The organism is Polaribacter sp. (assembly GCF_049276715.1).
GTDB lineage: Bacteria > Bacteroidota > Bacteroidia > Flavobacteriales > Flavobacteriaceae > Polaribacter.
Genome location: NZ_JBASWY010000044.1, coordinates 15090 through 40587, shown reverse-complemented (window position 1 = coordinate 40587; position 25498 = coordinate 15090). Strand labels below are relative to the sequence as shown.

Here is a 25498-nt window from a genome sequence, read left to right as displayed (position 1 = left end):
TACACTTATAAATTTTTTGTACATTGAAATCAAAAAAAGTATGACAGAAGATTTTTTGTATTATTTATGGCAATACAAACTTTTCTCTAAAGTTGATTTATTTACTTCAAATGGTGCAGAAATTCGAATTAGAAAAGCTGGCATTCACAATAAAAATGAAGGTCCAGATTTTTTAAACGCCCAATTAGAAATAGATAATCAATTATGGGCTGGAAATGTTGAAATACATGTAAAATCGTCTGATTGGTATTTGCATAAGCACGAAGATGATATAAATTATGATGCTGTAATTCTGCATGTTGTTTGGGAACAAGATGCTGATGTTTTTATGAAAAATAACAAACCTTTGCCCACTTTTGAAATAAAGAATTTTGTTGATAAAAGTATTTTGCAAAACTATAACAAGCTCTTTTTTGAAAAGCGAAATTTTATTCTTTGCGAAAATCAAATTAAAAATGTAGATACTTTTTTGATTCAAAATTGGCTGGAACGTTTGTATTTTGAACGTTTGGAACAGAAATCAATTTTTATAAAAGAGCTTTTAAAAAAGTCTAAAGATGATTTTGAAGCAGTTTTGTTCCAATTATTAGCGAAAAACTTTGGTTTAAAAGTAAATGGAGAAGCTTTTTTACAATTCTCAACTTCGATTGATTTTTCTGTAATTCGAAAAGTTCGATTTGATGAAAACCAATTAACAGCCTTGTTTTTTGGTCAAGCAGGGTTTTTAGAAGAAGATTTGGATGGTGCTTATCATCAACAATTAAAACAAGAGTATACTTATTTAAAGCACAAATATCAACTAAAATCCATTTCTAAAAACAATTTTCAATTTTTTAGAATGCGACCTCAAAATTTTCCAACTATAAGAATTGCACAGTTTGCTAGTTTGTATTTTAAACAGGAAAATTTATTCTCGAAATTGATGAATATCAATAAAAAAGAAGATTTTTATAACTTGTTTTCTATCACTTTAAATGCGTTTTGGCAAACGCATTATACATTTGAAAGTTCCTCTAAAAAATCTTTTAAAAAATTAACAAAATCGTTTATTGATTTAGTGTTCATCAATACCATTATTCCTTTAAAATTTGTCTATTTAAAAAGCAGAGGTGAAGTGAATGAGCAAGAATTTATCACTTTAATTCAACAAATAGCATCAGAAAAAAATAGTATTATTTCTAATTTTTCTGAATTAAAAATTACATCAAAAAATGCGATGGAAAGCCAGGCCTTGTTAGAGCTTAAAAACAACTATTGCACAAAGAAACGATGTTTACATTGTGCAATAGGAAATAGTTTGTTGAGAAAGTAAGTATTATTTTGGGTCTAGAATTTCTTTGATTCTCGCCAAACAATCTGCATAATGATACTTTGTAATTCTATTGATATTTCTGTTTTTTGCCAGCGTTAACTGAAAATCAAGAACCTTTAACTCACCTCTAATGATTGAGGTAATATCAGAATTTTTTGTGTCTTTAGCATTTAATAGCATACCCATTCTTTCAATGGTAGATTTTTGTAAATTACGTCCTATTAAGTCAACATTTCTTGTGTAATCAGCTTCTATAAAAATGCCCATTCTTAAATCTCTAATCATATCTGCAGCAGTGTAAGTATCTGCTTCAATGATTTCTGCGTCAATCATCATTAATAAATTGGATTCATTTAAAATGGAATATAATTGTCGGTTTTGCAAACGTAGCATATTTTCTGTGTAGCCACTTTCATCAATATTTGCTAATATTTTTGGGTTTAAAAGCCAATCTTGTGTTTTAAAAGCATTTTCTTGCAACCAAACCATGGCTTCTTTCTGTTTCTCTTTAGAAACTGTTTTGTAAACCATTCCATTTTGAACTGGCTTTTTATTGTACTCGAAAACACCTCCAATGTTTCCAGCAACATGACCTACATATCTGCTCCAAACACCTAATAATTCTCCATATAATTCTGATAAATCTTCGTAATTATTGGTTTGACTAGAAGTCCAATTTGGTAAATTTTCTGCAACAATTTTAAGGTTTTTAATTCCGTAAGTAGATGCTTTTACTTGATCATTTCCAATTCCTTCTGTTTGAGCTGATGGGTCAAAACGTTGTCCACCAAATCTATAAATAGGATTATCAGCTTTTTCTTCAATCCATTTATCCAAAGTTTTAACCTCTTGTTCAGGAGTTTTTACCAATGGAATTTTTCTGTAACCCCAATTGATTGCATAATGATCATAAGGCCCTAATTGTCTAATAAATCTGATGTCTTTATCACCTGGTTGAGCCACATAATTATAACGTGCATAATCCATAATGGTTGCTGCAATTCCCATTTTTTGCGTGAATTTTCCAGAGCGTAAAGAATCTACAGGATATGCATAACTTGCAGCCATATTATGAGGCAAACCCAATGCATGACCAACTTCATGCGAAATTACCATACGCATCATTTCGCCTATTTCTTCATCTGGAGTGTTTAAAGTTCTTGCTGAAGGATTTGCAGCTCCAGTTTCTAATAAATATCTATTTCTATACGAACGTAAATGATTGTGATACCAAATAATATCGCTTTCAATAATTTCGCCAGTTCTTGGGTCAGAAACACTTGGGCCAGTTGCATTTCTTGTGGTACTTGCCACATATCTAATAGAAGAATAGCGCACATCTTCCATACTAAACTCTGGGTCTTCTGCTTCAGTTGGTGGATATTTTGCCATAATTGCATTTTTAAAACCTGCAGTTTCAAACACTTTTGCCCAATCATCTACACCTTGTTTGATGTATTTTCTCAATTTTTCTGGAGTTCCTGGATCTAAATAATACACAATTGGTTTTATGGGTTCTACCAATTCTCCACGATTATAAGCATTGATGTCTTTAGGTTCTAATCGCCAACGTCTAATATATCTTTTGTCATCTGCTTTTAAAGCTTCAGAACTATAATCGATATTTCCAATGGAAAAATAACCAACTCTTTGGTCATAAATTCTTGGCATCATTTTATCTTCTGGTAAGACAATCATCGATTGATTTACACGAATTGTAATCGTATTTGTATCTGAGTTGCTTGGAGGTGCATCTGCATCAAAAGTAAAATCTTGTACAACCTCTATATTTTCTGGATAACTTTTTATACTGTTGATAAAACTTCTGTCACTATCTAATCTTTTTACTTTATAAGCACTTCTAAATCTTGATGTTAAACCAGAAATAGCTTTGATGTCTGATGAGAAAAATTTAGTTACATCAATTAAAACTGCTGATGAATCTTTGTTTTGAACTGCAATATCAAAAGCATATAAAATTGGTTCTAAATTATTTGCTTTTACGGATTTAAAAATAGGCAAAGAATCGTTTGCAACAGCATCATAAGATTTTACTTTAAGTAAAATTTTATTTTGAAACTCTTCCCAAACAACTACTTGTGTGTTAATTTTGGAACCTGCATTTACATAACCACCTCCTAAATTTGCTGGAATATCTTTGATTCTTGTAACTAATAACATTTCTTTTCCAAAATGCGTTTTTGGGATTTCATAGATGTATTTATTGTCTGTATTGTAAACTTTAAACAAACCCTCATCTGTTTTTGTTTTTGATGTTACAAAATCGGAATATTTTAGAGTTTTGCTTTTTACAGGTTTTGCTGTTGTTTCTTCTGTTTCATTTTTTTTCGATTTCTTTTTTTGAGCTGCTATTTCTTTTGGAATTGTAAAAGCTAAAAGAAATGAAACGAGTAGTAGTTTTTTCATAGTTGGGTTAGTGTTGTTAGTTTAAGGTTCTAAAGTAATAAAAAGTGTAAATAACTTGTTTATGGATTGTGTTAAAATAAAAAATCCCAATCAAATTTGATTGGGATTTCTATTTTTTATCAAGAGAATTAATACAAACTCTTAAATTTAGTAGGATTAAACTCGTGCATCATTTCATAAACTTTTTCAAAAATATCTTCAATAGATGGTTTTGAAAAATAATCTCCATCTGTACCATAAGCAGTTCTGTGTGCTTTTGCTGTTAAAGTAGATGGTTTACTATCTAAAAATTCGTATGCATTTTGGTTCTCTAAAATTTCTTGTAATATGTATGCAGAAGCGCCTCCAGGAACATCTTCATCAATTACTAGTAATTTGTTTGTTTTCATCACACTTTTTACACAATCGTGATTCAAATCAAAAGGTAATAAACTTTGTACGTCAATAATTTCGATATCAATACCCACTTGTGCTAAATCTTTTGCAGCATCTTCTACCAAACGTAAAGTAGAACCATAAGAAACAACAGTGATGTCTGTACCTTCTTTAAGAGTTTCTACAACTCCAATTGGTGTTTTAAAATCGCCTAAATTGGTCGGGTTTTCTTCTTTTAATCTGTAGCCATTTAAACATTCTACAACCAAACCAGGATCATCACCATCTAATAAAGTGTTGTAAAAACCAGCAGCTTTTGTCATATTTCTAGGTACTAAAACATGAATACCTCTTAAGTTATTTACAATACTTCCCATAGGCGAACCTGCATGCCAAATACCTTCTAATCTGTGACCACGAGTTCTAATAATTAAAGGTGCTTTTTGTTTGCCAAACGTTCTGTAACGTAAAGTGGCTAAATCATCACTCATAATTTGAAGTGCGTACAACAAATAGTCTAAATATTGGATTTCTGCAATAGGTCTTAAGCCTCTCATTGCTAAACCAATACCTTGCCCAATTATGGTTGCTTCTCTAATTCCTGTATCAGAAATTCTAGTTTCTCCATACTTTTCTTGTAAGCCTTCTAAACCTTGATTTACATCCCCAATAAAACCTGCATCTTCTCCAAAAATAATTACATCTTTATGTTTCGTAAGAATGGCATCGAAATTATCTCTCATTACAATTCTTCCATCAACTAAATTTTTATCTTGAGCGTACGTTGGTTTTTTCTCTAAAACGTTTAAAGTACTTAAACTAGTTTCACTTGCTAAATGAGAAGAATATTTATAGTGTGCGTTTTTAAATGATGATTTTATAAAATTTTGAAGCTCTAATTTTTCACTAAATTGTTCATTTCTCACATACCACAAACATTTTCTGAGTGCAGACAGAACATCTTTTCTAGTAGGTTCTGTAATAGCTAATAAATCGTTTTTATATTTAGTGATAAAATTTGCATTCGAGCTTTTTAATGCAACTTTTTCTAATAAATGAGACGCTTCTATAAGTTCTGATTTTACCTCGTTTAAAAAGGAGTTCCAAGCATTTCTTTTTGCATTGGTTACTTCTTTTTTTGCTTCTTTTTCTAAAATGATTAAATCCTCTTCACCATCAACAAAACGTAAAACCTCACCAGTTTCGGTTTCTAATTCGAAGTCTAAAATCCATTCTCTAAATTTGGCAATGCAATCGTGATCTTTTTCCCACTGTAAACGATCTTTGTCTTTGTAACGTTCGTGAGAACCAGAAGTAGAATGACCTTGAGGTTGTGTTAACTCTTTTACGTGTATTAAAACTGGCACATGTTCTTCTCTTGCTATTTTGCTAGCCTTATTGTAAACATCAACTAATTGAACATAATCCCAGCCATTTACTACAAATATTTCATAACCATCATTTTCATGGTCTCTTTGAAATCCTTTTAAAATTTCTGAAATACTTTCTTTTGTTGTTTGATGTTTTGCATGTACAGAAATTCCATATTCATCATCCCAAACACTCATTACCATTGGTACTTGTAAAACTCCTGCTGCATTTATGGTTTCAAAAAACAGACCTTCACTTGTACTTGCGTTTCCAATAGTACCCCAAGCAACTTCATTTCCTTTATCAGAAAAAGTGGTTTTATGTTGAACACTTTTTTCGTTTCTATATATTTTTGATGCTTGAGCTAAACCCAATAAACGTGGCATTTGACCAGCTGTTGGCGAAATATCTGAACTAGAATTGTATTGTTTAGTTAAATCTTTCCAAGTTCCATTATCATTTAAACTGTGGGTTGCAAAATGACCTCCCATTTGTCTTCCTGCAGACATTGGATCTGCTTTAATATCTGGATGTGCATACAAACCTGCAAAAAACTGTTGTGCAGTAAGCTCTCCAATTGCCATCATAAAAGTTTGATCTCTGTAATAACCAGATCTAAAATCGCCTTTTTTAAAAGCTTTAGCCCAAGCTAATTGTGGCACTTCTTTTCCATCACCAAAAATACCGAACTTTGCTTTTCCTGTTAAAACTTCTCTTCTGCCCAACAAACTACATTCTCTACTTATTTTTGCAATTTTATAGTCTTGTAAAACTTCTTTTTTAAATTCGTTAAAAGAAATTTCTTGAGTATTGTTAGTAAGCGTTTTTGTAGCCATGTTTTTTTAATTTGAACAATTACAAAGATAGATTTTTTAGTTGATATTTAAAAATATCTATTTAAATTAAGAATATGTTAACAAAACAAGGTTTAAGTATTATTTTGTTAAGAATTATACAATAGTTTCTAATCTGTTTAAATTTAAAAAAGTCCTCTTCTAAAAAAGTTGTAAATTGAATTTACATTTGCTGTTAGTGTAAATCTAATTTTTTCTGGATATCTAGTCTGCCCAATTTCCCACCCATTATTAGAATATACTGGAAAATAAACTTCTAATATTCGATGCACAAAATTGAATCTAATTCCGTTTTCGTAAGCAAAATACACGCTTTGATTTCTACTCTTTAAAAGAGCAACATCGTTGTAAAATTCTAGCCATCTCCACATACCAATACTCGAATTAAAAGAAAGCATCCATTGATTTGCAAAACGAACAGGTAGAACAGATTTAAAACCACCTTCATCGATTATAAATTGTTGGCTAAAAATTCCAGAATCTTCAGAGCGTCCAAAATAATTCAACTGAAACAAATAATCGTTACTTCTGTCTAATCCAAAACTAAAATAATTTCCAGTGGTATCATTATTTAAAAATGTACCTCCATAAACTCTAAAATCTAACTGCCTGTTTTTAGCGGTTAAAGATCGGTATCGAATATCAAAATAAGCTTTCGAAAAATTTTTTGAGAACTCTGTTCCTATATTATAGCCAAACTCTTCAAGTATGTTTAATTTGCTATTTCTATAATTTAAGCTAAAAACACTGTATTTGTCTTGCTCTGATTGAGTGTCTGTAGGCGCAACTTCTTTATTTATAGATACTAATTTTGCTCTAATTCCTTCTGTTCCTGTATCTCTTAACGTTTTTCTTTTAAAAATGACATCTATATATGGCACTAAAGATGAATAAGTTAAACTTGGGGCATAATCTAGAGTGATGCCTGCAAAACCATAGGTTATTTTATAAATACTTGTTTCTTCGAAAAACTGATTGTACAACACAGAAAAACTACCTGCTAGTGTTCCACTTTTTGTACCATAAGAAGGAGCCAGCGTAAACTCTAAATTTCTTTCAATAATTGGTTTGTTATGTATTTTTACACCTAAAATTACTCCATTATAAAAATTATAAGACAGGTTGGGTTCGTAAAAAAGTTGATTGTAATAGGGGTCTTGAATATCTTTTATTAAAGAAAACTTAATAGGCTTATTAAAAATTTTCTTTTCCAGTGTTTTCCAATTATCTAAAGTATTGTATTCAGGATATACATTTTCGTAATTTAAAGAAACTCTATTGAAATCGCCTTTTGCTATGGTTACCGTTTTTACACTATCTATATCTACAAACCATTTTTTAAATTTAATCTGTTTATCTTTTATACCATAGAGTGAAACAGGTGTTGTAATATTTCTATTATTCTTTATAGTAACTTCTAAACTATCCTTATTTTGAACAACTTTTTCTAATGTATAATCTATTTTTTTATTCGTTTGTATAAAATCGCCAAAAAACCAATCTAGGTCTTTGGATGTTTTTTCTTCCAGTACTTTTCTAAAATCGCTACCAGTTTTAATTTTTAAATTATTATTCTGATAAAACTCTTTCACAGCTTCATTAAAGATATTTTCACCAATAAAACCTTTTAAATATCTAAAACCAAGTCCAGCTTTATATTTATTGATGACTATTCTATTAAAGTTAGATAAAGAATCTGAAGGAGTAGTTAAGGATTGATCTAAAAATTTACGTGCACTAAATTGATATAAAAATGGATATTTATCGTTAAATTTTAGTTTTGCTAGGTTAAATTTTCTAATAATCCAATATTCAGAAACTTTACCTAATAATTTTACATCAGGATAAAACTTTTCAATGTACTCTATCATCAAATAATTCTGCAAACCATCTATTAGCCAATAATCTTTTCTTTGATTCACTAATAGGGTGTTTTCTATATATTTTCTAGAAAGTGATTTAAACATTTCAATTTCCCAATCAAATGTTTCTGAAAAAGGGCGAATAAATTTCGGCAACTGAGACAAGCCTATTACCGGGTTTTTACGCTGGTTTACAGCGTCTATAAATAATTCTGGATGAGGATATTTACCTAAAAAACTTCGAATAAATTCAACTTCACGTTTTAAAATCTCTGTTGCAGCTTCATCATTTATATTTTTATTGATAAAGTCGGTATTAATATTAATACCAGCGGTTTTAAAAGTTTTAAATTTTTTCTCTTTACTAATTCCTAAAATTACATCAGTTTTACTTTGGGCAACTAAAAAATAGTTAGAAGATTCTTCATTTTTTGTTTCATATTGATAGATATTACTTTCTAAAATGTAGTCTTTTGGGAGGTCTATTTCTATTTCAAAATTTGTTCTATCTTCATACAAATCATCAATATTAAGATTGCTCATGGTTTCCCAACCGTTTGTAAAAACTGCGGGTGCTAAATACCAATATCTTAAAAAATAACCCTCTTCTTTTTTTCCATAACCCGTAAATCTAGCATCAGGTATTTTTATTTGATATGTAGCATTTATTTTAATAGAATCTTTTGGCTGTAAAGAATTATTAAATTGTATTTCTAAAATATCAGCTTTTTTTGGCAATTCGTTAATAATTACTGCTTCGTTATTAACTGTGATATTACTAATTTTTGAATGCCCTAAATCTTCTTCTTCTGCAAAATAAAAATCTTTTTTAAAATCTTCTAAAAATCTATTAGATAATGGGGTTTTTCTGTCTTTAAAGCTATTTGCCCAATTGTGCAAATACATTTTCTTTAAAATGGAGTCAGATTTGTTTATATAAATTATTTCTTGCTGAATTTTTAAAACATTCTTTTCTGTATCTAAAACAGCTTTTATCTTAATAAAGTTCTGCTGACCAATTAATTTAAATGAGAAAAAGCAACAAAAAAAGAATATTTTAAAAGAGGCTTTCAAATTAAATTTTTATAAATTTTAACGGTTGATAATTTTTGTTTTCTATATTAATTTAAAATATTAAATTTTAAAAGTTTGGTTTTAATTTATATTTAGCATAAAATTTATTAAAATGTTCTACTGCTTCATCTGCAGTATCTACTAATCTAAAAAGATTTAAATCTTCTGGACTAATATTGCCCTCTTCTAATAAAGTGTTTTTTATCCATTCTATGATTCCTCCCCAAAATTTTCTACCTACTAAAACTATTGGAAAACGTCCAATTTTTTTAGTTTGAATTAATGTAATTGCTTCAAACAATTCATCCATTGTTCCAAAACCTCCAGGCATTACAACAAAACCTTGGGAGTATTTTACAAACATCACTTTTCTAACAAAAAAGAAGTTAAAATCTAAACTTTTTCCTGGGTCTATCCAAGGATTGTCATGTTGTTCAAAAGGAAGTTCGATATTTAAACCTACAGACAGTCCTTTACCTCTGTTTGCACCTTTATTTCCTGCTTCCATAATTCCAGGTCCACCTCCTGTAATTACTCCAAAACCACTTTGTGTTAGTTTATAAGCAACCTCTTCTGCTAATTTGTAATAAGGATGATCTGGTTTTGTGCGTGCAGAACCAAAAATAGATACACATGGGCCTATTTTGCTAAGACGTTCGTAACCATCTACAAATTCTGCCATTATTTTAAAAATAGCCCAAGAGTCGTTGGTTTTTATTTCGTTCCAAGTTTTTTGTTCAAGTTTTTCTCTTATTTTTCTATCGTCGTTTGTCATAATTTATTTGTCTTTTAAAAAAGAATAGCTTACTAAAGTAATTCTTTTTTCAAAAATTTTGCGGTGTAACTTGTTTTATGTTTTGCTACTTCTTCTGGAGTTCCTGTTACTAGAATTTTTCCACCTTTTTTTCCACCCTCCATACCTACATCAATTATATAATCTGCCAATTTAACAACGTCTAGATTATGTTCTATAATTAAAACTGTATTTCCTTTATTGGCAAGCTTGTTTAGTACTTCCATTAACACTCGAATGTCTTCGAAATGCAAGCCTGTAGTTGGTTCGTCTAAAATATAAAAAGTATTTCCTGTATCTCTCTTAGATAATTCTGAGGCTAATTTTATTCTTTGTGCTTCTCCTCCTGAAAGTGTGGTAGATTGCTGACCTAACGTAATATAACCCAATCCAACATCTTTAATGGTTTTTAATTTTCTATGTATTTTAGGAATGTTTTCAAAGAAATTAGTAGCATCTTCAATGGTCATATTTAAAACATCAGAAATCGATTTTCCTTTATATCGAATTTCTAATGTTTCTCTGTTAAATCGTTTTCCTTGGCAAGTTTCACATTCTACTTGTACATCTGGTAAAAAGTTCATTTCGATTACTCTAACTCCTCCACCTTGACAAGTTTCACAACGTCCACCAGTAACATTAAAAGAAAAGCGTCCAGGCTTGTAACCACGAATTGCAGCTTCTGGAGTTTTTGCAAATAAGCTTCGAATTTCATCAAAAGTTTTGGTGTATGTTGCTGGGTTAGAACGTGGAGTTCTACCAATTGGAGATTGATCAATATCAATAACTTTATCTACATGTTCTAAGCCTTCAATTTTTTTATAAGGCATTGGTTTTTTTACGCCTCTATAAATATGAGCGTTTAAAATTGGGTATAAGGTTTCGTTTATTAAAGTTGATTTTCCACTTCCAGAAACACCAGTAACACAAATCATTTTTCCTAAAGGAAACTCTACAGAAACATTTTTTAAATTATTGCCAGAAGCACCTTTTAGTTTGATGGTTTTTCCATTTCCTTCTCTACGAGTTTTAGGAACTTCAATTTTTTTTCTGCCTGTTAAATAATCTGTAGTTAAGGTTTTGTTTTTGATGATTTCTTTATACGTGCCAGCACTTACAATTTCTCCTCCATGTTTTCCTGCACCTGGGCCAATATCTAAAACATAATCGGCTTTTTCCATCATGTCTTTATCATGTTCTACCACTAAAACAGAATTTCCAACATCTCTTAATTTGATTAAAGAATCGATTAATTTTTGATTATCTCTTTGATGCAAACCAATACTGGGTTCATCCAAAATATATAAAACACCAACTAATTGCGAACCAATTTGAGTTGCCAAACGAATTCTTTGTGCTTCTCCTCCAGAAAGTGATTTTGAAGTTCTGTCGAGCGTTAGATAATCTAAGCCAACATCTAACAAAAACTGAATTCGAGTTCTAATTTCTTTTAATATTTCTGATGCAATGGTGTTTTGTTTTTCTGATAAATCTTTCTCAATATTTTTAAACCAAGCAGCCAATTCTGTAACATCTAATTGTACTAAATCGCTAATATTTTTGTCTGTAATTTTAAAATGGAGCGCCTCTTTTTTTAATCTTTTTCCTTCACAAACTGAGCAAGAAACTTCATCCATAAAACCATTTGCCCAACGTTTTATAGAAGTACTTTCTGCATTGCTATATTGGTTTTCTATAAATGCAACAATACCTTCGAAATCTATTTTATAGTTTCTTGTAACACCGACAGTTTTCGATTCAATTTCGAAAGACTCATTACCACCATTTAAAATAATTTCGATGGCTTCTTTTGGAATGTCTTTTATAGCATCTGTTAATTTGAATTTGTAACGCTCAGCAATATTCTGAATTTGTTTAAAAATCCAACTGCTTTTGTGTTCTCCTAAAGGAGCAATTCCACCATTTTTAATAGAAATAGTATTGTCTGGAATTACCTTATTTAGGTTTATTTCATTAGTAATTCCTAAACCATTGCAATTATTACAAGCACCTTTTGGCGAGTTAAAAGAAAAGGTATTTGGTTCTGGGTTTGGGTATGCAATTCCAGTTGTTGGACACATTAATTCTCGGCTAAAATAGCGCGGTTTTTCATCATCTACATCAATAACCATCATAATGTTATTGCCAGAATATAATGCTGTTTTAATGGTTTCTTCTAGTCTTTTTTCTGAGGTTTCGTTTATTAATAATCTATCAATAACCACTTCAATATCGTGCGTTTTATATCTGTCTAAACGCATTCCTTTTTCAATTTCTTTAATTTCGCCATCTACTCGAACTCTTACAAAACCTTGTTTGGCTATTTGTTCAAAAAGTTCGCGATAATGTCCTTTTCTAGATTTTATTACAGGTGCCAAAACTGCTATTTTTTTATCAGAAAAATCTTCTAAAATTAACTCTTTTATTTGCTCATCAGAATAACTAACCATTTTTTCTCCTGTATTATAGGAGTATGCGTCTGCAGCTCGTGCAAATAACAATCGTAAAAAATCGTAAATTTCTGTAATGGTGCCCACTGTAGAACGTGGACTTTTATTGGTGGTTTTTTGCTCTATGGATATCACTGGTGAAAGTCCATCAATCTTGTCTACATCTGGTCTTTCTAAACCTCCTAAAAACTGTCGAGCATAAGCAGAAAACGTTTCTATATAACGTCTTTGACCTTCTGCGTAAATAGTATCAAAAGCAAGAGAAGATTTTCCACTTCCACTTAAACCTGTGATAACAACTAATTTATCTCGAGGAATTTTTACATCGATATTCTTTAAATTATGAACTCGAGCTCCGTAAACTTCTATGTATTGTTGATCTTTCAAAAAAAAGGTGGTTTTTTGCAAAAGCGCAAAGTTAATCAATAGAAATCATTTTTGATTTAAAAAGTGTAGAACAAATAAAGAGATTATACTATCTTGCAGATAAAAATTAGAAATGAATTTAATACATTCTGTTCGACACTTTTTTGAAAGACATGGCTTTGGGGTTTTTACAAGACTTGCAGACAGGTTGGGCATGCGTGCAAAAAATGTACGAATTTATTTTATTTATGTTACTTTTTTTACAGTAGGTTTGTCTTTTGGCTTCTATTTAACTTTAGCGTTTTTAATAAAGTTAAAAGATTTAGTTTACACGAAAAGAAGTTCGGTTTTCGATTTATAATTTATGAACGTTTTACACTCTAAAATAAATAAAATTTTAATCTTAGTATTCTCTATTTTAGGATTGGGAACTTTGGGTTACATGTGGCTGTCTAATTATACGTTTATAGACGCGTTGTACATGACAGTAATTACAGTAACTACAGTTGGTTTTGGAGAGTTGCAACCATTTAATCCAGAAGAAAAAATATTTACAATTTTTTTAATTTTAACAAGTATTACAGTTTTTGGATATGCACTTTCCTCGTTTTCAGAATATTTGGTGAGTGGAAAGTTATTTGATCATTTTAAACATAAAAAAGTGGAGAAAAAAATTAATAATTTAAAAGGTCATACCATTGTTTGTGGTTTTGGTAGAAATGGGAAACAAGCAATTGCGAAACTAAAAAACTATCAAAAAGAATTTGTGATTATCGAGCAAGATAAAGAAATTATTGAAAAGCTTGATTTAGAAGGTGTTTTAAATATTGAAGGAGACAGTACAACAGATGAAATTTTATTAAGAGCAGGTATTAAAAAAGCATCAAACTTAATTACAGCATTGCCTTCAGACGCAGATAATTTATTTGTAGTTTTAAGCGCAAGACAATTAAATAAAGATTGCAAAATTATTAGCAGAGCTTCTAAAGAAAGTTCTTATAGTAAATTAAAAATAGCAGGCGCAGATAATGTTATTATGCCAGACAAATTAGGTGGTGAGCATATGGCTTCTTTAGTAGTAACTCCAGATGTAATTGAGTTTGTAGATAGATTAACTATTGAAGGTGAAAATACTGCAAATCTTGAAGAAATTGCTGTAGACGATTTACCTAAAAAATATTTAAATAAAACGATTTTAGATTTAGATTTAAGAAGAAAAACTGGGTGTACAGTTATAGGGTACAAAAATCCTAATAAAGATTATTTAATAAATCCGGAGGCAGATTCAATATTACTAGAAGGTACACACCTTATTGTTTTAGGAAGGCCAGAGCAGATTAAAAAGTTAAGAGAGTTGTTTTAATTACTGTTATTGCTGAGCAAGTAGGAATCTAAAAGGGGCAAAAAAATATGGTAAAAGTTATAATCACTGGTAGTAATGGTTTATTAGGTCAGTCATTATTAAATTTATTATTACAAGAAAAAGAAACCTATAGAATTTTTGGTTTTTCTAGAGGAGAGAATAGAAGTGGAAGAGAAGATTTTGAATATATTTCTATTGATATTACTGATGAAAAAATACTTAAAGAAAAGCTAATGGAAATTCGTCCAAACTTTATAATCAATACAGCAGCAATGACGCAAGTTGATGATTGTGAGAATAATAAAGCAGCTTGCGATGTGTTAAATATAGTTGTTGTACAATGGTTAAAAGAAATTTGCGAAGAAATAAATAGCCATTTAATACATATTTCAACCGATTTTATTTTTGATGGTGAAAAAGGATTCTACAAAGAAACAGACAAGCCAAATCCTTTAAGTTATTATGGGTTATCTAAGCTAAAATCAGAAGAAATTTTAATCAACTCAAAAATAGATTTCACTATTTTAAGAACCATTTTGGTTTATGGAAAAGTTTTTGACATGAGTAGAAGCAATATTGTTTTGTGGGTAAAAGAAATGCTAGAAAAAGGAGAAGAAATTACCATTGTAAACGATCAATATAGAACACCTACTTATGTAGAAGATTTGGCTCTAGTCTGTAAAATTTCTTTAGATAAAAAAGCAAAAGGAATTTTTAATATCTCCTCTAACGAATTACTGAGTGTTTTTGAAATTGCGCAACAAATTGCAGAAACCTTTCATTTAGATAAAAATTTAATTAAACCAATATCAACATCAAAATTAAACCAAACTGCACCAAGACCTGCCAAAACAGGTTTTGATTTATCTAAAACAGTTAAAGAATTAGGGTTTTATCCAAAATCTTTTAAGGAAGATATGCAGAGATTTAAGGAATGCTTAATGTAAAATTTACATTTAGCGGATAAAAGTTGTTAAAAGAGCAATTTTTTAGGATATTGCAGGCTGTAAATTCTAATATTCAAACAAAACAAAATAATACTATTAAATTATGAAGAAAAAAATTCTTTCGTTGCTTTTATTGGTAATTCCAATGTTGTCATTTGCTCAAGACAAAGGATTAGACGAACAGGTAAATGATGCATTTATGCCATTTGCTGTTTGGTGGGAAAACTTAGTGTTAACTACTGTGCCTATTGCAGGGTATAATATTCCTTTCGTAGTTTTGCTATTAGTTTTAGGCGCAACTTTTTTTACTATTTATTTCAAATTTCCTGGTATTACCAAATTTAAGACAGCTATTAATACTGTAAGAGGTAAATATGTAGATATAGAAAAACATGGCGTAGATAAATTATATAATAATGATGAGGCCTTAGCAGAAGAAGACATAGCAGATACAATTCGTGACGAAAGTGCTCATGGTGAAGTTTCACATTTTCAAGCATTAGCAACTGCAGTTTCTGGAACAGTAGGCTTAGGTAATATTGCTGGTGTTGCAGTTGCAATTGGTCTTGGTGGCCCTGGAGCAACTTTTTGGATGATTGTTTGTGGATTACTTGGAATGTCTACAAAATTTGTTGAATGTACCTTAGGAGTAAAATATAGAGATGTTGGCGAAGATGGAACCATATATGGTGGTCCAATGTATTATTTATCAAAAGGATTTAAAGAAATTGGTTTTGGTACTGTAGGTAAAGTATTAGGAGTGTTGTTTGCAATACTTTGTGTTGGTGCTTCTTTTGGAGGTGGTAACGCTTTTCAATCTAATCAAGCTGCTGTGCAAATTAGTTCTTTGTTCAACTTGCAAGGAGGTTCTAATGGAGTAATTATAGGAGTTATTCTAGCAATTTTAGTGGGTATCGTAATTATTGGAGGAATTAAACGAATTGCTAAAATTACTGAAAAAATTGTTCCTTTTATGGCAGGATTATACATTCTTGCTTCTCTAATAATTATTTTCGCAAATTTTACTGATATAGGTTTTGCTTTTCAATTAATTATGGACGGAGCATTTTCGCCAATGGCTGGACTTGGTGGTTTAGTAGGGGTGTTAATTGTTGGATTTCAAAGAGCAGCATTCTCTAATGAAGCAGGTGCAGGTTCTGCTGCAATTGCGCATTCTGCTGTTAGAACAAAATATCCAGCATCCGAGGGTGTTGTTGCACTTTTAGAACCATTTATAGATACCGTAGTTATTTGTACAATGACAGCTTTAGTTATTATTTTCTTTAATATAAATGGTACAGATGCTCAATCTGTATTTAATTATACAGCTCAACATGGAAGTAGTGTAATTTTAAATGCTACAGGAGAAACAATTAATGGTGTAGATTTAACATCAATGGCATTCGATTCTGTAATTCCTCATTTTTCATATGTATTAACAATTGCAATTGTTTTATTTGCATTTTCTACAATGATTTCTTGGTCTTATTACGGATTACAATCGTGGAAATATTTATTTGGTAAAGGAAAAGCGGCTGATATGACTTATAAAATTTTATTTTTATTATTTGTTGTAATTGGTGCAGCTGCAACTTTAGATGCAGTAATTAAATTCTCTGATGCTATGATTTTAGCATTGGTTTTTCCAAATATGATTGGTTTATTATTCTTGTTTCCAAAAGTAAGAAACGAAATGAAACGTTATATAGGCGCAATTTCTATCAAAAAAGAAGCAATTCAAGATGGGGCAATAGATGTAACGAAACACATGTAAAATATCAATTAGTATGAAAATATTTAAATCCCATTTCTGGTATAACAAAAACCAAAGAAATGGGATTTTTTTGTTGGGTATAATTATCATAATTCTTCAAATTTTAATTTATGCTGATGTCTTTTCTGAGGATAAACCGATTGATAATAATCAATCAGAATTATTCGCTTTTCAAAAACAAATAGACAGTTTAAAATTAGTTGAAATTGAAAATAGAAAGCCTAAAATCTATCCTTTCAATCCTAACTATATTTCAGATTTTAAAGGCGAACAATTAGGAATGTCTTTAGAAGAAATAGATCGATTGTTAGCATTTAGAAAAATGAATAAGTTTGTCAATTCCAAAAAAGAATTTCAGAATGTAACAAAAGTTTCAGATTCTTTACTAAATAAAATTTCTCCTTATTTTAAATTTCCAGATTGGGTTGTGAAACAAAATCAAGCTAAAAATTCATCATCTCAATATTCAGATAAAACTTTCTATAAAAAGAAAGAAATTAAAATATCAACTACAGACATTAACAAAGCAACAGCAGAAGATTTCAAAGCAATAAATGGAATAGGACCTGCATTTTCTGAAAGAATTATTAAGTATCGTTCTAAATTACAAGGATTTACTTTTATTAATCAACTTTATGAAGTTTGGGGTTTAGAAAAAGAAGTTGCAGATAAAGTGCTTGCTGTGTTTAAAATTCAGCAAAAACCTATTATCAAAAAAATAAACATAAATACAGTCGAATTCAAGGAATTGCTTAAAAATCCCTACATAGATTACGAGCTTTGTAAGAAAATTTTTAATTATAGAGATGAGGTTGCAGAGCTTCAAAATATATCCGAATTAAAAAACATCAAAGATTTTCCCTTAGATAAGTATGATAGAATAGTCTTATATTTGCTAGCTGAATAAATAACTCAATTTCATATAAATGAAAAGTATGTATTTTACAGAGGAGCATGAGGCTTTTCGCGCAAGTTTTAAAGATTTTTTACAGAAAGAAGTTGTTCCACATATCGAAAAATGGGAAAAAACAGGAACCATAGATCGTTTCATTTGGAAGAAGTTCGGAGAAATGGGCTACTTTGGGTTATCTACGCCAGAAGAATTTGGAGGCATGGATTTAGATTTATTTTACACTGTAATTTTTTTAGAAGAATTACAAAAAGTAAATTCAGGTGGTTTTGCTGCTGCAATGTGGGCTCATGAGTATTTAGCAATGACACATTTAAATAAAGAAGGAAATCAATATCAAAAAGAAAAATACTTAGTACCAAGTGTAGAAGGAGATATGATTGGTTGCTTGTGCATTACAGAGCCTTTTGGAGGAAGTGATGTTGCAGGAATGCGTTCTACAGCTTTAAAACAAGGAGATAAATATATTTTAAATGGATCAAAAACATTTATTACAAATGGTGTTTACTCGGACTATTTAATAGTTGCTGCAAAAACAGATCCATCAGATAAATATAAAGGAATCAGTATATTTGTAGTAGATAGGAGTGCAAAAGGAATCTCTGCAACCAAATTAGATAAATTAGGATGGAGAGCTTCTGATACAGGAGAAATTGCTTTTGATAATGTAGAAATTCCTGCAGAAAATTTAATGGGAGAAGAAGGTAAAGGCTTTGCTTATATTATGCAGCACTTTGCTTTAGAGCGTTTAATAATGGGTGTTAATGCACATGCCAGAGCAGAATTTGCTCTAGATTATGCCGTAAATTATATGAAAGAAAGAGTTGCTTTTGGTAAATCTTTAGATAAATTTCAAGCATTAAGACATAAAATTGCAGAAATGGCAAGTCAGGTTGATATGTGTAGAGAATATAATTATTCAATTACCAAAAGATTAGATCAAGGCTCTTATGTTGTAAAAGAAGCAAGCATGTCTAAATTACTATCAACTAAAATGGCAGACGAAGTTATTTATGATGCACTACAAATGTTAGGCGGTTATGGCTATATGGAAGAGTACCCAATGGCTCGTTTATTGCGAGATAGTAGATTAGGTCCAATAGGAGGTGGAACTTCTGAAATCTTAAAAGAGATTATCGCAAAAATGGTAATCGACAACAAAGAATACAAACCAGCAACATAGTATTTTATTAGCTTTTTGCGAAAATAATCTAAGATTATCGCAAAAATGGTAATCGACAACAAAGAATACAAACCAGCCACTTAATTTTTAGATGATCATTTTTGCGAAAATTGTTTTCAATTCGCAAAAATGATAATTGATGATAAAGAATACAAACCAGTAACTTCAATTTTCTGGAAGTAGTTTATTTTTGAAATTGAAATCATAATAAACATTATTTTAATATTAATATGAATAAAGGATTGTAATTATTTCTTTAAAATCATGCTAATTTTAATATTTTATTCTACCTTGGGTTGAAAATTAAAATCAATCATCATGAAAACAAAATTACTTCTTACATTAATTCTATTTCAAGTTTCCTTATTCTTCTCTCAAGAAAAGTGTGGCTTTACAAAAAAACAGGAGCAATTTTTTGCTGAAAACCCACTTGCCAAAAAAGCGCATGATGCAATAGAGTTAAATTTATTAAAGACAGGCGTTCAAGAATATTTACAACAAAAGAATACAAATGCAAATGGAGTACACGAAATACCTGTAGTTGTTCATTTAATGAATGATGGAACAAGTCCTTTAAGAACAGATCAGGAAGTTATTACATGGATAGAAAATTGTAATAAATTTTTTGATACTACTTTTGGAGGAGAATGGCTAGCTGAAGGAAATGGAGGAACTGCATTTCCAGTAAAATTAGTTTTAGCGAAAAGAAGTCCCAATTGTACCACGACTACTGGAATTAATCAAATAAATGTTACAAGTACTTATCCCCAATATTCTCAAAAAGGCTTAGATGCTGATAATTCAGATGGAGTAACTGAAGGGCAATTAATGGCTTTATCTCGCTGGGACCCTCAAGTATATTACAATATTTATGTGGTTAATACTTTTGACTCTACACCAATTACTGAAACTGCTGGTTTACAAGGTTATGCATATTTTCCAGCGACTCCAGATAGTAATTTTGGTACTTTTATGAAGGCTTCTGTTGTAATAGACACTAATGATCCAACAACTTTACCTCATGAATTTGCACACTCTATGGGCTTAGATCACCCTTTTGTAACAGGTTCAACTACCTCATGCCCAACAGTAACAGCAGGTGGTTGTGCAGTAGATAATGACAAAGTTTGTGATACACCTTCTACTAAGAGTTTACTAGAAGTTAATAATTTGCCTAGTAATTCAGACCCAAACGAATGCGATGCTGCTGGTTGGAATAACGTTCAATTTAATGTGATGAACTATACAAATACTAGTAAATTATTTACTCCAGGACAAAGAGATAGAGCTTTGGCAATGTTTTTAGCTTCAAGAGAAAATTTAACGAAATCTTTAGGAGGTACAGGAGTAAGTGCAAATAATTCGGAAACAGTGAAAGCGACTGCTTGTACCCCTCCAAGTACGAGTGCAAATTTAGGTAATTTTGCTTTTGGAATGACATTGGTAGAGATAGGAAATATTAAAAATAGTAGTGATCCAAGTATATCAAGTAATAATAATAAAGCATATTACGATTACACAACTAACTCTTGTTTAACTAAAGCATTTACTACAGATTTGGTAATATCTAATAATCCACAATCTATTAAAATAAAAAATGGAGGTCCTAATAATGGAGTTTATTCTGCATGGATAGATTACAATAACGATGGTAGTTTTTCTGCGAATGAATTGTTTGTAACAGATCAAGCAATAGCTGGTGATAATGAGTCAATATTCAATTTTAGCATTCCAACTACTGGTGTAACTTTAGATACTCCAATTAGAATGAGAGTAATTGGAGATAGTGGTGCTAGTAGTTCTGATCCTTGTGGTTCAAGAACTTATGGTGAGGTTGAAGATTATATAGTAACCTTAAGAGCAAATGCATTGGGAGTAGAAGATATTGTTTCAAAAATATCTTTATCACCTAACCCTACTTCAAATATTGTTAAAATAAATTATGATAAAATAATTTCTAAAGTTACAGTATTTAATATAGCAGGACAAAGTGTATTTACTCAAAATTATAATAAAGAAAATATTACTTTAGATATAAGTCATTTGTCTCCAGCTATTTATTTCTTAAAAATAAGTTCAGAAGATACAATAATTACACGAAAAGTAATTAAACAATAATATAGGAATCAATTTTGTTTAAAGAAGATATTTTAGGTTAAAATATCTTCTTTATTCTTATATAAAATTTATTATTTGTTCTTGGTGTCAATAGTATTTTAGTGATATTTAATAATTATAATCTTCTAAAAACATAAAACTATGAAAGTATTTATTATTATAATGAGCCTATTTTTAATGAAAGGCTGTTCTGAAAATAAGAATATAGAAAAAATAAAAGTTCAATATGTGGCAGAAACAAGAGGTTATTACAAATCTGTAAAAATTGAAAATAAAGAATTTTTAGTTACAAATGTTAGAGATGGAGAATATCAAAAAATTAATTTAGAAGAAAACGAATGGAAGTTGTTATCAGATTTATTTAGCCAAATTGACTTAGAAAATTTTGAAAAACTAATAGGGCCAACAAAAGAACGTGATTTTGATAAAAAAGCTTTTGGTAATTTATTTATAACAAAAAATAATAAAATCTATCAAACAAAAGGTTTTGATCATACTATTCCACCTACAGAGATAAAACCTTTTGTAGATTTAATTTTGGAGTATTCAAAAAAGGAATAAAAACATCCCATAAGTAAAGCTAGTTCTAGTTTTTAGGATAAAAAATTAAACATTAATCTTGTCATTTCATAATTAATAATTACATTTGCAGTCCAAAAAATAAATCAAAATAGTTTAAAACTATTTAAAAATATAGAATACTATGAAGGGAGGTGCCAACTTATGTTAATTATACCTGTAAAAGAAGGAGAGAATATAGATAGAGCTTTAAAACGTTACAAACGAAAGTTTGACAGAACAAAGACTATGAAAAACTTGCGTAACAGAAAAAACTTTACAAAGCCATCTGTTGCTAATAGAGCTCAAAGAATTAAAGCATCTTACGTTCAAAAATTAAGAACACAAGAAGAAGTAGGTTAGAAATAGCTTATTATGATATTAAATCTCGTTTTGAATTTTCAATACGAGATTTTTTTTTGCATTAAATTTTGTAAATTTACTAGGAATTTAATTTCGGAAAATTGATTGAATCATTTTTAGATTATTTATCACTTGAGAAAAAGTATTCTGTACATACAATTACAGCATACAAGAACGATTTAATTTCTTTTAGAGATTTTTTATCATCGGAATTTAATCAAGAAAGCCTGGTTGATGTTCACTATAATCAAATAAGAAGCTGGATAGTTTCTTTGGTAGATGCTAAAATTTCTAATAGAACAATTAATAGAAAAGTAAGCTCTCTGAAATCATTTTATAAATTTCTCCAAAAAACGGAGCAAATAATAATCAATCCACTTTCAAAGCATAAAGCCTTAAAAGTTTCAAAAAAAGTGCAAGTTCCATTTACTTCGAAAGAAATTAATTTAGTAATTAATAGTATTAGTGAAGAATCTAATTTTATTGCTTTAAGAAATAAATTAATTGTAGAAATATTCTATTCAACAGGAATTAGAAGAACAGAATTAATAAATATTAAAGAAACAGAAATTAGTTTATATAATGGAACAATTAAGGTTTTAGGAAAAAGAAACAAAGAAAGGTTTGTGCCTTTGCTAGAATCAATAGTTCCAACTCTCAAAGAATATATAAGTTTAAGGAAAAAAATTTCAAAAAATTCTGATTTTCTTTTCATAACAGAAAAAGGAAATAAAATCTATGAAACGCTTGTATACAGAATTATAAATTCATACTTTAGTAAAGTCTCTTCTAAAGTAAAAAAGAGCCCTCATATTTTAAGGCATTCTTTTGCAACACACTTGCTAAATGAAGGAGCAGATTTAAATTCGGTTAAAGAATTACTAGGACATTCTAGTTTAGCCTCCACTCAAGTCTATACTCATAATAGTCTTGATGCTATAAAAAAAGTATATAACCAAGCTCACCCTAGGAGCTCAAAAAAAAATAATTTATGAAAGTATTCACACAGTCAGTTAATTTCAGCGCGGATAAAGAGTTGATCAAGTTTGTTGAGAAAAAAGTTGGTACACTAGTAAAATTTCATGACAAAATTGTAGATGCAGAGGTTTTTTTGAAAGTTCAAAATACAAGTGATAAAGAAAATAAGATTACAGAAATGAAAATTAATATACCAGGTAGTGAATTAATAGTTAAGAGGGAGACTAAATCTTTTGAAGAAGGGGTTAATTTAGCGGTTGATAATTTAAAAAGACAGTTAAAAAGATTTAAAGAAAAACAAAGAGATTCTTCAATATCTTAAAATTTTTTAAAAAAATAATAATAAAAAGTTTTAGAAGTAAAAAAAACTTTATACATTTGCAATCCGTTAGAAATAGCGGGTTGTTTTTTTATTAAAAGCCGATGTAGCTCAGCTGGCTAGAGCAGCTGATTTGTAATCAGCAGGTCGTGGGTTCGAGTCCCTCCATCGGCTCAATTAAAAAAAAATCGTTCAAACGATTTCGAAGTTCATTAAAATAGTAAATTATAGGGGAGATACTCAAGCGGCCAACGAGGACGGACTGTAACTCCGTTGACTACGTCTTCGCAGGTTCGAATCCTGCTCTCCCCACAATTTGCATTTTGCGAAAGTAGCTCAGTTGGTAGAGCGTCAGCCTTCCAAGCTGAATGTCGCCGGTTCGAACCCGGTCTTTCGCTCAAAAATTTATCCAATAAGCCGATGTAGCTCAGTTGGTAGAGCGCATCCTTGGTAGGGATGAGGTCATGGGTTCAACTCCCATCATTGGCTCATTTAAAAAGTATTATTAGACACTAAATATATTAAACTAAGAATTAAAAATCAATAATTATGGCAAAAGGAACTTTTGACCGTTCGAAACCACACTTAAACATTGGTACTATCGGACACGTAGATCACGGTAAAACAACTTTAACTGCGGCTATTACTAAAGTATTAGCTGATGCAGGATTCTCTGAGGCTAGATCTTTTGATCAGATTGATAACGCTCCAGAAGAAAAAGAAAGAGGTATTACAATTAATACTTCTCACGTAGAATATCAAACAGCTAACCGTCACTACGCGCATGTAGATTGTCCAGGTCACGCTGATTATGTTAAAAACATGGTAACTGGTGCAGCTCAAATGGATGGAGCTATATTAGTTGTTGCTGCTACTGATGGGCCAATGCCACAGACTAGAGAGCATATCTTATTAGGGCGCCAAGTAGGTATTCCACGTATGGTTGTTTTCTTGAATAAAGTGGATATGGTTGATGATGAGGAGCTTTTAGAGTTAGTCGATATGGAAGTAAGAGAGTTATTATCTTTTTATGAATATGATGGAGATAATGGTCCTGTGATTCAAGGTTCTGCTTTAGGTGCTTTGAATGGTGAGCAAAAATGGGTGGATACAGTTCTTGAATTAATGGCAGCATGTGATACATGGATTGAAGAGCCTTTAAGAGAAATAGATAAACCTTTTTTAATGCCAGTTGAGGATGTGTTTTCTATTACAGGTCGTGGTACGGTTGCTACAGGACGTATAGAAACTGGTATTGCAAAAACAGGAGATGTTGTTGATATTATTGGAATGGGTGCTGAGAAATTAACTTCTACAGTTACTGGTATTGAAATGTTTCGTCAAATCTTAGATAGAGGTGAGGCTGGAGATAATGCTGGTATTTTATTAAGAGGTATTGCTAAAGAAGATATTAAAAGAGGTATGGTAATCTGTAAACCAGGTTCTGTTAAGCCACACGCTAAATTTAAAGCAGAAGTTTATGTTTTGAAAAAAGAAGAAGGTGGTCGTCATACTCCATTTCATAATAATTATCGTCCACAGTTCTATGTAAGAACCACGGATGTAACAGGTACTATTAATTTGCCTTCAGGAGTTGAAATGGTTATGCCAGGAGATAACTTAACTATTACAGTCGATTTGATTCAGCCGATTGCTTTAAGTATAGGTTTACGTTTTGCAATCCGTGAAGGAGGTAGAACAGTTGGTGCTGGACAGGTAACAGAGATATTAGACTAATTAAATAATTAGTTTTTAGTCAAGAAATATTAAAGGTATTCCGTTTTTTACGGAATGCCTTTATCAATGAATAAGAGACGGGCGTAGTTCAGCGGTAGAGCACTGGTCTCCAAAACCAGCTGTCGGGAGTTCGAATCTCTCCGCCCGTGCAATAAAAGATAAAAGAAAAAATGAATTTTATACAATATATCAAAGATTCTTTTGAAGAGTTAAATAATCATATGACTTGGATTTCTAAAGAGGATGCTCAAAAAACTACTGTTACAGTAGCTGTTTTCACCATCATTTTTGCTTTAGCTGTGGCCGGTATAGATTATGTTTTTCAAAATGGATTAGATAACTTTTTTAAATTATTTTAAGAAGA

The 25498-nt window shown here is 30.4% G+C and carries 19 protein-coding genes and 5 tRNA genes; 19 read left to right on the top strand and 5 right to left on the bottom strand.

Features of this window, described 5'->3' with window-relative positions; all coding sequences use genetic code 11:
- Nucleotides 1-40 precede the first annotated feature (40 nt).
- A complete protein-coding gene (locus WAO74_RS11090) occupies nt 41-1312 on the top strand; it encodes a DUF2851 family protein (RefSeq protein ID WP_422162119.1) in 1272 nt (423 codons plus the stop codon).
- Between the two features lie 3 nt (nt 1313-1315).
- On the opposite strand, the gene WAO74_RS11085 is transcribed toward WAO74_RS11090, so the two are convergent.
- The 5 genes from WAO74_RS11085 to uvrA all read right to left on the bottom strand — a co-directional run bounded on the left by WAO74_RS11085 (nt 1316) and on the right by uvrA (nt 12905).
- Nucleotides 1316-3739: a zinc-dependent metalloprotease gene (locus tag WAO74_RS11085; protein WP_422162117.1), complete on the bottom strand. Its 2424-nt coding sequence runs from the start codon at nt 3737-3739 to the stop codon at nt 1316-1318.
- 128 nt (nt 3740-3867) lie between these two features.
- Nucleotides 3868-6321 (bottom strand): alpha-ketoacid dehydrogenase subunit alpha/beta, encoded by a 2454-nt coding sequence (locus WAO74_RS11080; RefSeq protein ID WP_422162116.1) that lies wholly within the window; start codon nt 6319-6321, stop codon nt 3868-3870.
- Nucleotides 6322-6464: 143 nt separating this feature from the next.
- Entirely contained in the window at nt 6465-9275 is a 2811-nt protein-coding gene (locus tag WAO74_RS11075) for an aminopeptidase (protein WP_422162114.1), read from the bottom strand.
- Between the two features lie 67 nt (nt 9276-9342).
- Nucleotides 9343-10050 (bottom strand): TIGR00730 family Rossman fold protein, encoded by a 708-nt coding sequence (locus WAO74_RS11070; protein WP_422162112.1) that lies wholly within the window; start codon nt 10048-10050, stop codon nt 9343-9345.
- A gap of 32 nt (nt 10051-10082) precedes the next feature.
- On the bottom strand, nt 10083-12905 hold the full coding sequence (uvrA, locus tag WAO74_RS11065) for an excinuclease ABC subunit UvrA (RefSeq protein ID WP_422162110.1): 2823 nt from the start codon (nt 12903-12905) through the stop codon (nt 10083-10085).
- A gap of 112 nt (nt 12906-13017) precedes the next feature.
- Here uvrA and WAO74_RS11060 point away from each other — a divergent pair, with 112 nt between their 5' ends.
- The 18 genes from WAO74_RS11060 to secE all read left to right on the top strand — a co-directional run bounded on the left by WAO74_RS11060 (nt 13018) and on the right by secE (nt 25493).
- Entirely contained in the window at nt 13018-13245 is a 228-nt protein-coding gene (locus tag WAO74_RS11060; protein ID WP_422162107.1) for a PspC domain-containing protein, read from the top strand.
- 3 nt (nt 13246-13248) lie between these two features.
- Nucleotides 13249-14247 (top strand): potassium channel family protein, encoded by a 999-nt coding sequence (locus WAO74_RS11055; RefSeq protein WP_422162105.1) that lies wholly within the window; start codon nt 13249-13251, stop codon nt 14245-14247.
- Nucleotides 14248-14294: 47 nt separating this feature from the next.
- On the top strand, nt 14295-15194 hold the full coding sequence (locus WAO74_RS11050) for an SDR family oxidoreductase (RefSeq protein WP_422162103.1): 900 nt from the start codon (nt 14295-14297) through the stop codon (nt 15192-15194).
- A 103-nt stretch (nt 15195-15297) separates the two neighbouring features.
- Nucleotides 15298-16968, top strand: coding sequence for an alanine/glycine:cation symporter family protein (locus WAO74_RS11045; RefSeq protein ID WP_422162101.1), 1671 nt, complete (start codon nt 15298-15300; stop codon nt 16966-16968).
- 13 nt (nt 16969-16981) lie between these two features.
- Nucleotides 16982-17875 carry a ComEA family DNA-binding protein gene (locus tag WAO74_RS11040; protein WP_422162099.1) on the top strand — a complete coding sequence of 298 codons (894 nt, stop codon included), beginning with the start codon at nt 16982-16984 and terminating at the stop codon, nt 17873-17875.
- A 19-nt stretch (nt 17876-17894) separates the two neighbouring features.
- Nucleotides 17895-19061 carry an acyl-CoA dehydrogenase family protein gene (locus tag WAO74_RS11035; protein ID WP_422162097.1) on the top strand — a complete coding sequence of 389 codons (1167 nt, stop codon included), beginning with the start codon at nt 17895-17897 and terminating at the stop codon, nt 19059-19061.
- A 318-nt stretch (nt 19062-19379) separates the two neighbouring features.
- The gene (locus tag WAO74_RS11030; protein ID WP_422162095.1) at nt 19380-21179 is read left to right on the top strand and encodes a GEVED domain-containing protein; all 1800 of its coding nucleotides are present in this window, start codon (nt 19380-19382) and stop codon (nt 21177-21179) included.
- 141 nt (nt 21180-21320) lie between these two features.
- Nucleotides 21321-21740 carry a hypothetical protein gene (locus WAO74_RS11025; RefSeq protein WP_422162093.1) on the top strand — a complete coding sequence of 140 codons (420 nt, stop codon included), beginning with the start codon at nt 21321-21323 and terminating at the stop codon, nt 21738-21740.
- Between the two features lie 162 nt (nt 21741-21902).
- Nucleotides 21903-22100: a 30S ribosomal protein S21 gene (gene rpsU, locus WAO74_RS11020; protein ID WP_422162091.1), complete on the top strand. Its 198-nt coding sequence runs from the start codon at nt 21903-21905 to the stop codon at nt 22098-22100.
- A 101-nt stretch (nt 22101-22201) separates the two neighbouring features.
- On the top strand, nt 22202-23095 hold the full coding sequence (locus WAO74_RS11015) for a tyrosine-type recombinase/integrase (RefSeq protein WP_422162089.1): 894 nt from the start codon (nt 22202-22204) through the stop codon (nt 23093-23095).
- On the top strand, nt 23092-23400 hold the full coding sequence (hpf, locus tag WAO74_RS11010; protein WP_422162086.1) for a ribosome hibernation-promoting factor, HPF/YfiA family: 309 nt from the start codon (nt 23092-23094) through the stop codon (nt 23398-23400). The genes WAO74_RS11015 and hpf overlap by 4 nt, the downstream gene beginning before the upstream one ends.
- A gap of 97 nt (nt 23401-23497) precedes the next feature.
- A tRNA-Thr gene (locus tag WAO74_RS11005) sits at nt 23498-23571 on the top strand.
- A 56-nt stretch (nt 23572-23627) separates the two neighbouring features.
- Nucleotides 23628-23709, top strand: a tRNA-Tyr gene (locus WAO74_RS11000).
- Between the two features lie 13 nt (nt 23710-23722).
- A tRNA-Gly gene (locus WAO74_RS10995) sits at nt 23723-23795 on the top strand.
- An 18-nt stretch (nt 23796-23813) separates the two neighbouring features.
- Nucleotides 23814-23886 (top strand) — tRNA-Thr (locus WAO74_RS10990).
- Between the two features lie 60 nt (nt 23887-23946).
- Nucleotides 23947-25134 (top strand): elongation factor Tu, encoded by a 1188-nt coding sequence (gene tuf, locus WAO74_RS10985; protein ID WP_422162084.1) that lies wholly within the window; start codon nt 23947-23949, stop codon nt 25132-25134.
- Between the two features lie 77 nt (nt 25135-25211).
- Nucleotides 25212-25283: transfer RNA gene (locus WAO74_RS10980), tRNA-Trp, on the top strand.
- A gap of 21 nt (nt 25284-25304) precedes the next feature.
- Nucleotides 25305-25493: a preprotein translocase subunit SecE gene (gene secE, locus WAO74_RS10975; RefSeq protein ID WP_422162082.1), complete on the top strand. Its 189-nt coding sequence runs from the start codon at nt 25305-25307 to the stop codon at nt 25491-25493.
- Nucleotides 25494-25498 lie beyond the last annotated feature (5 nt).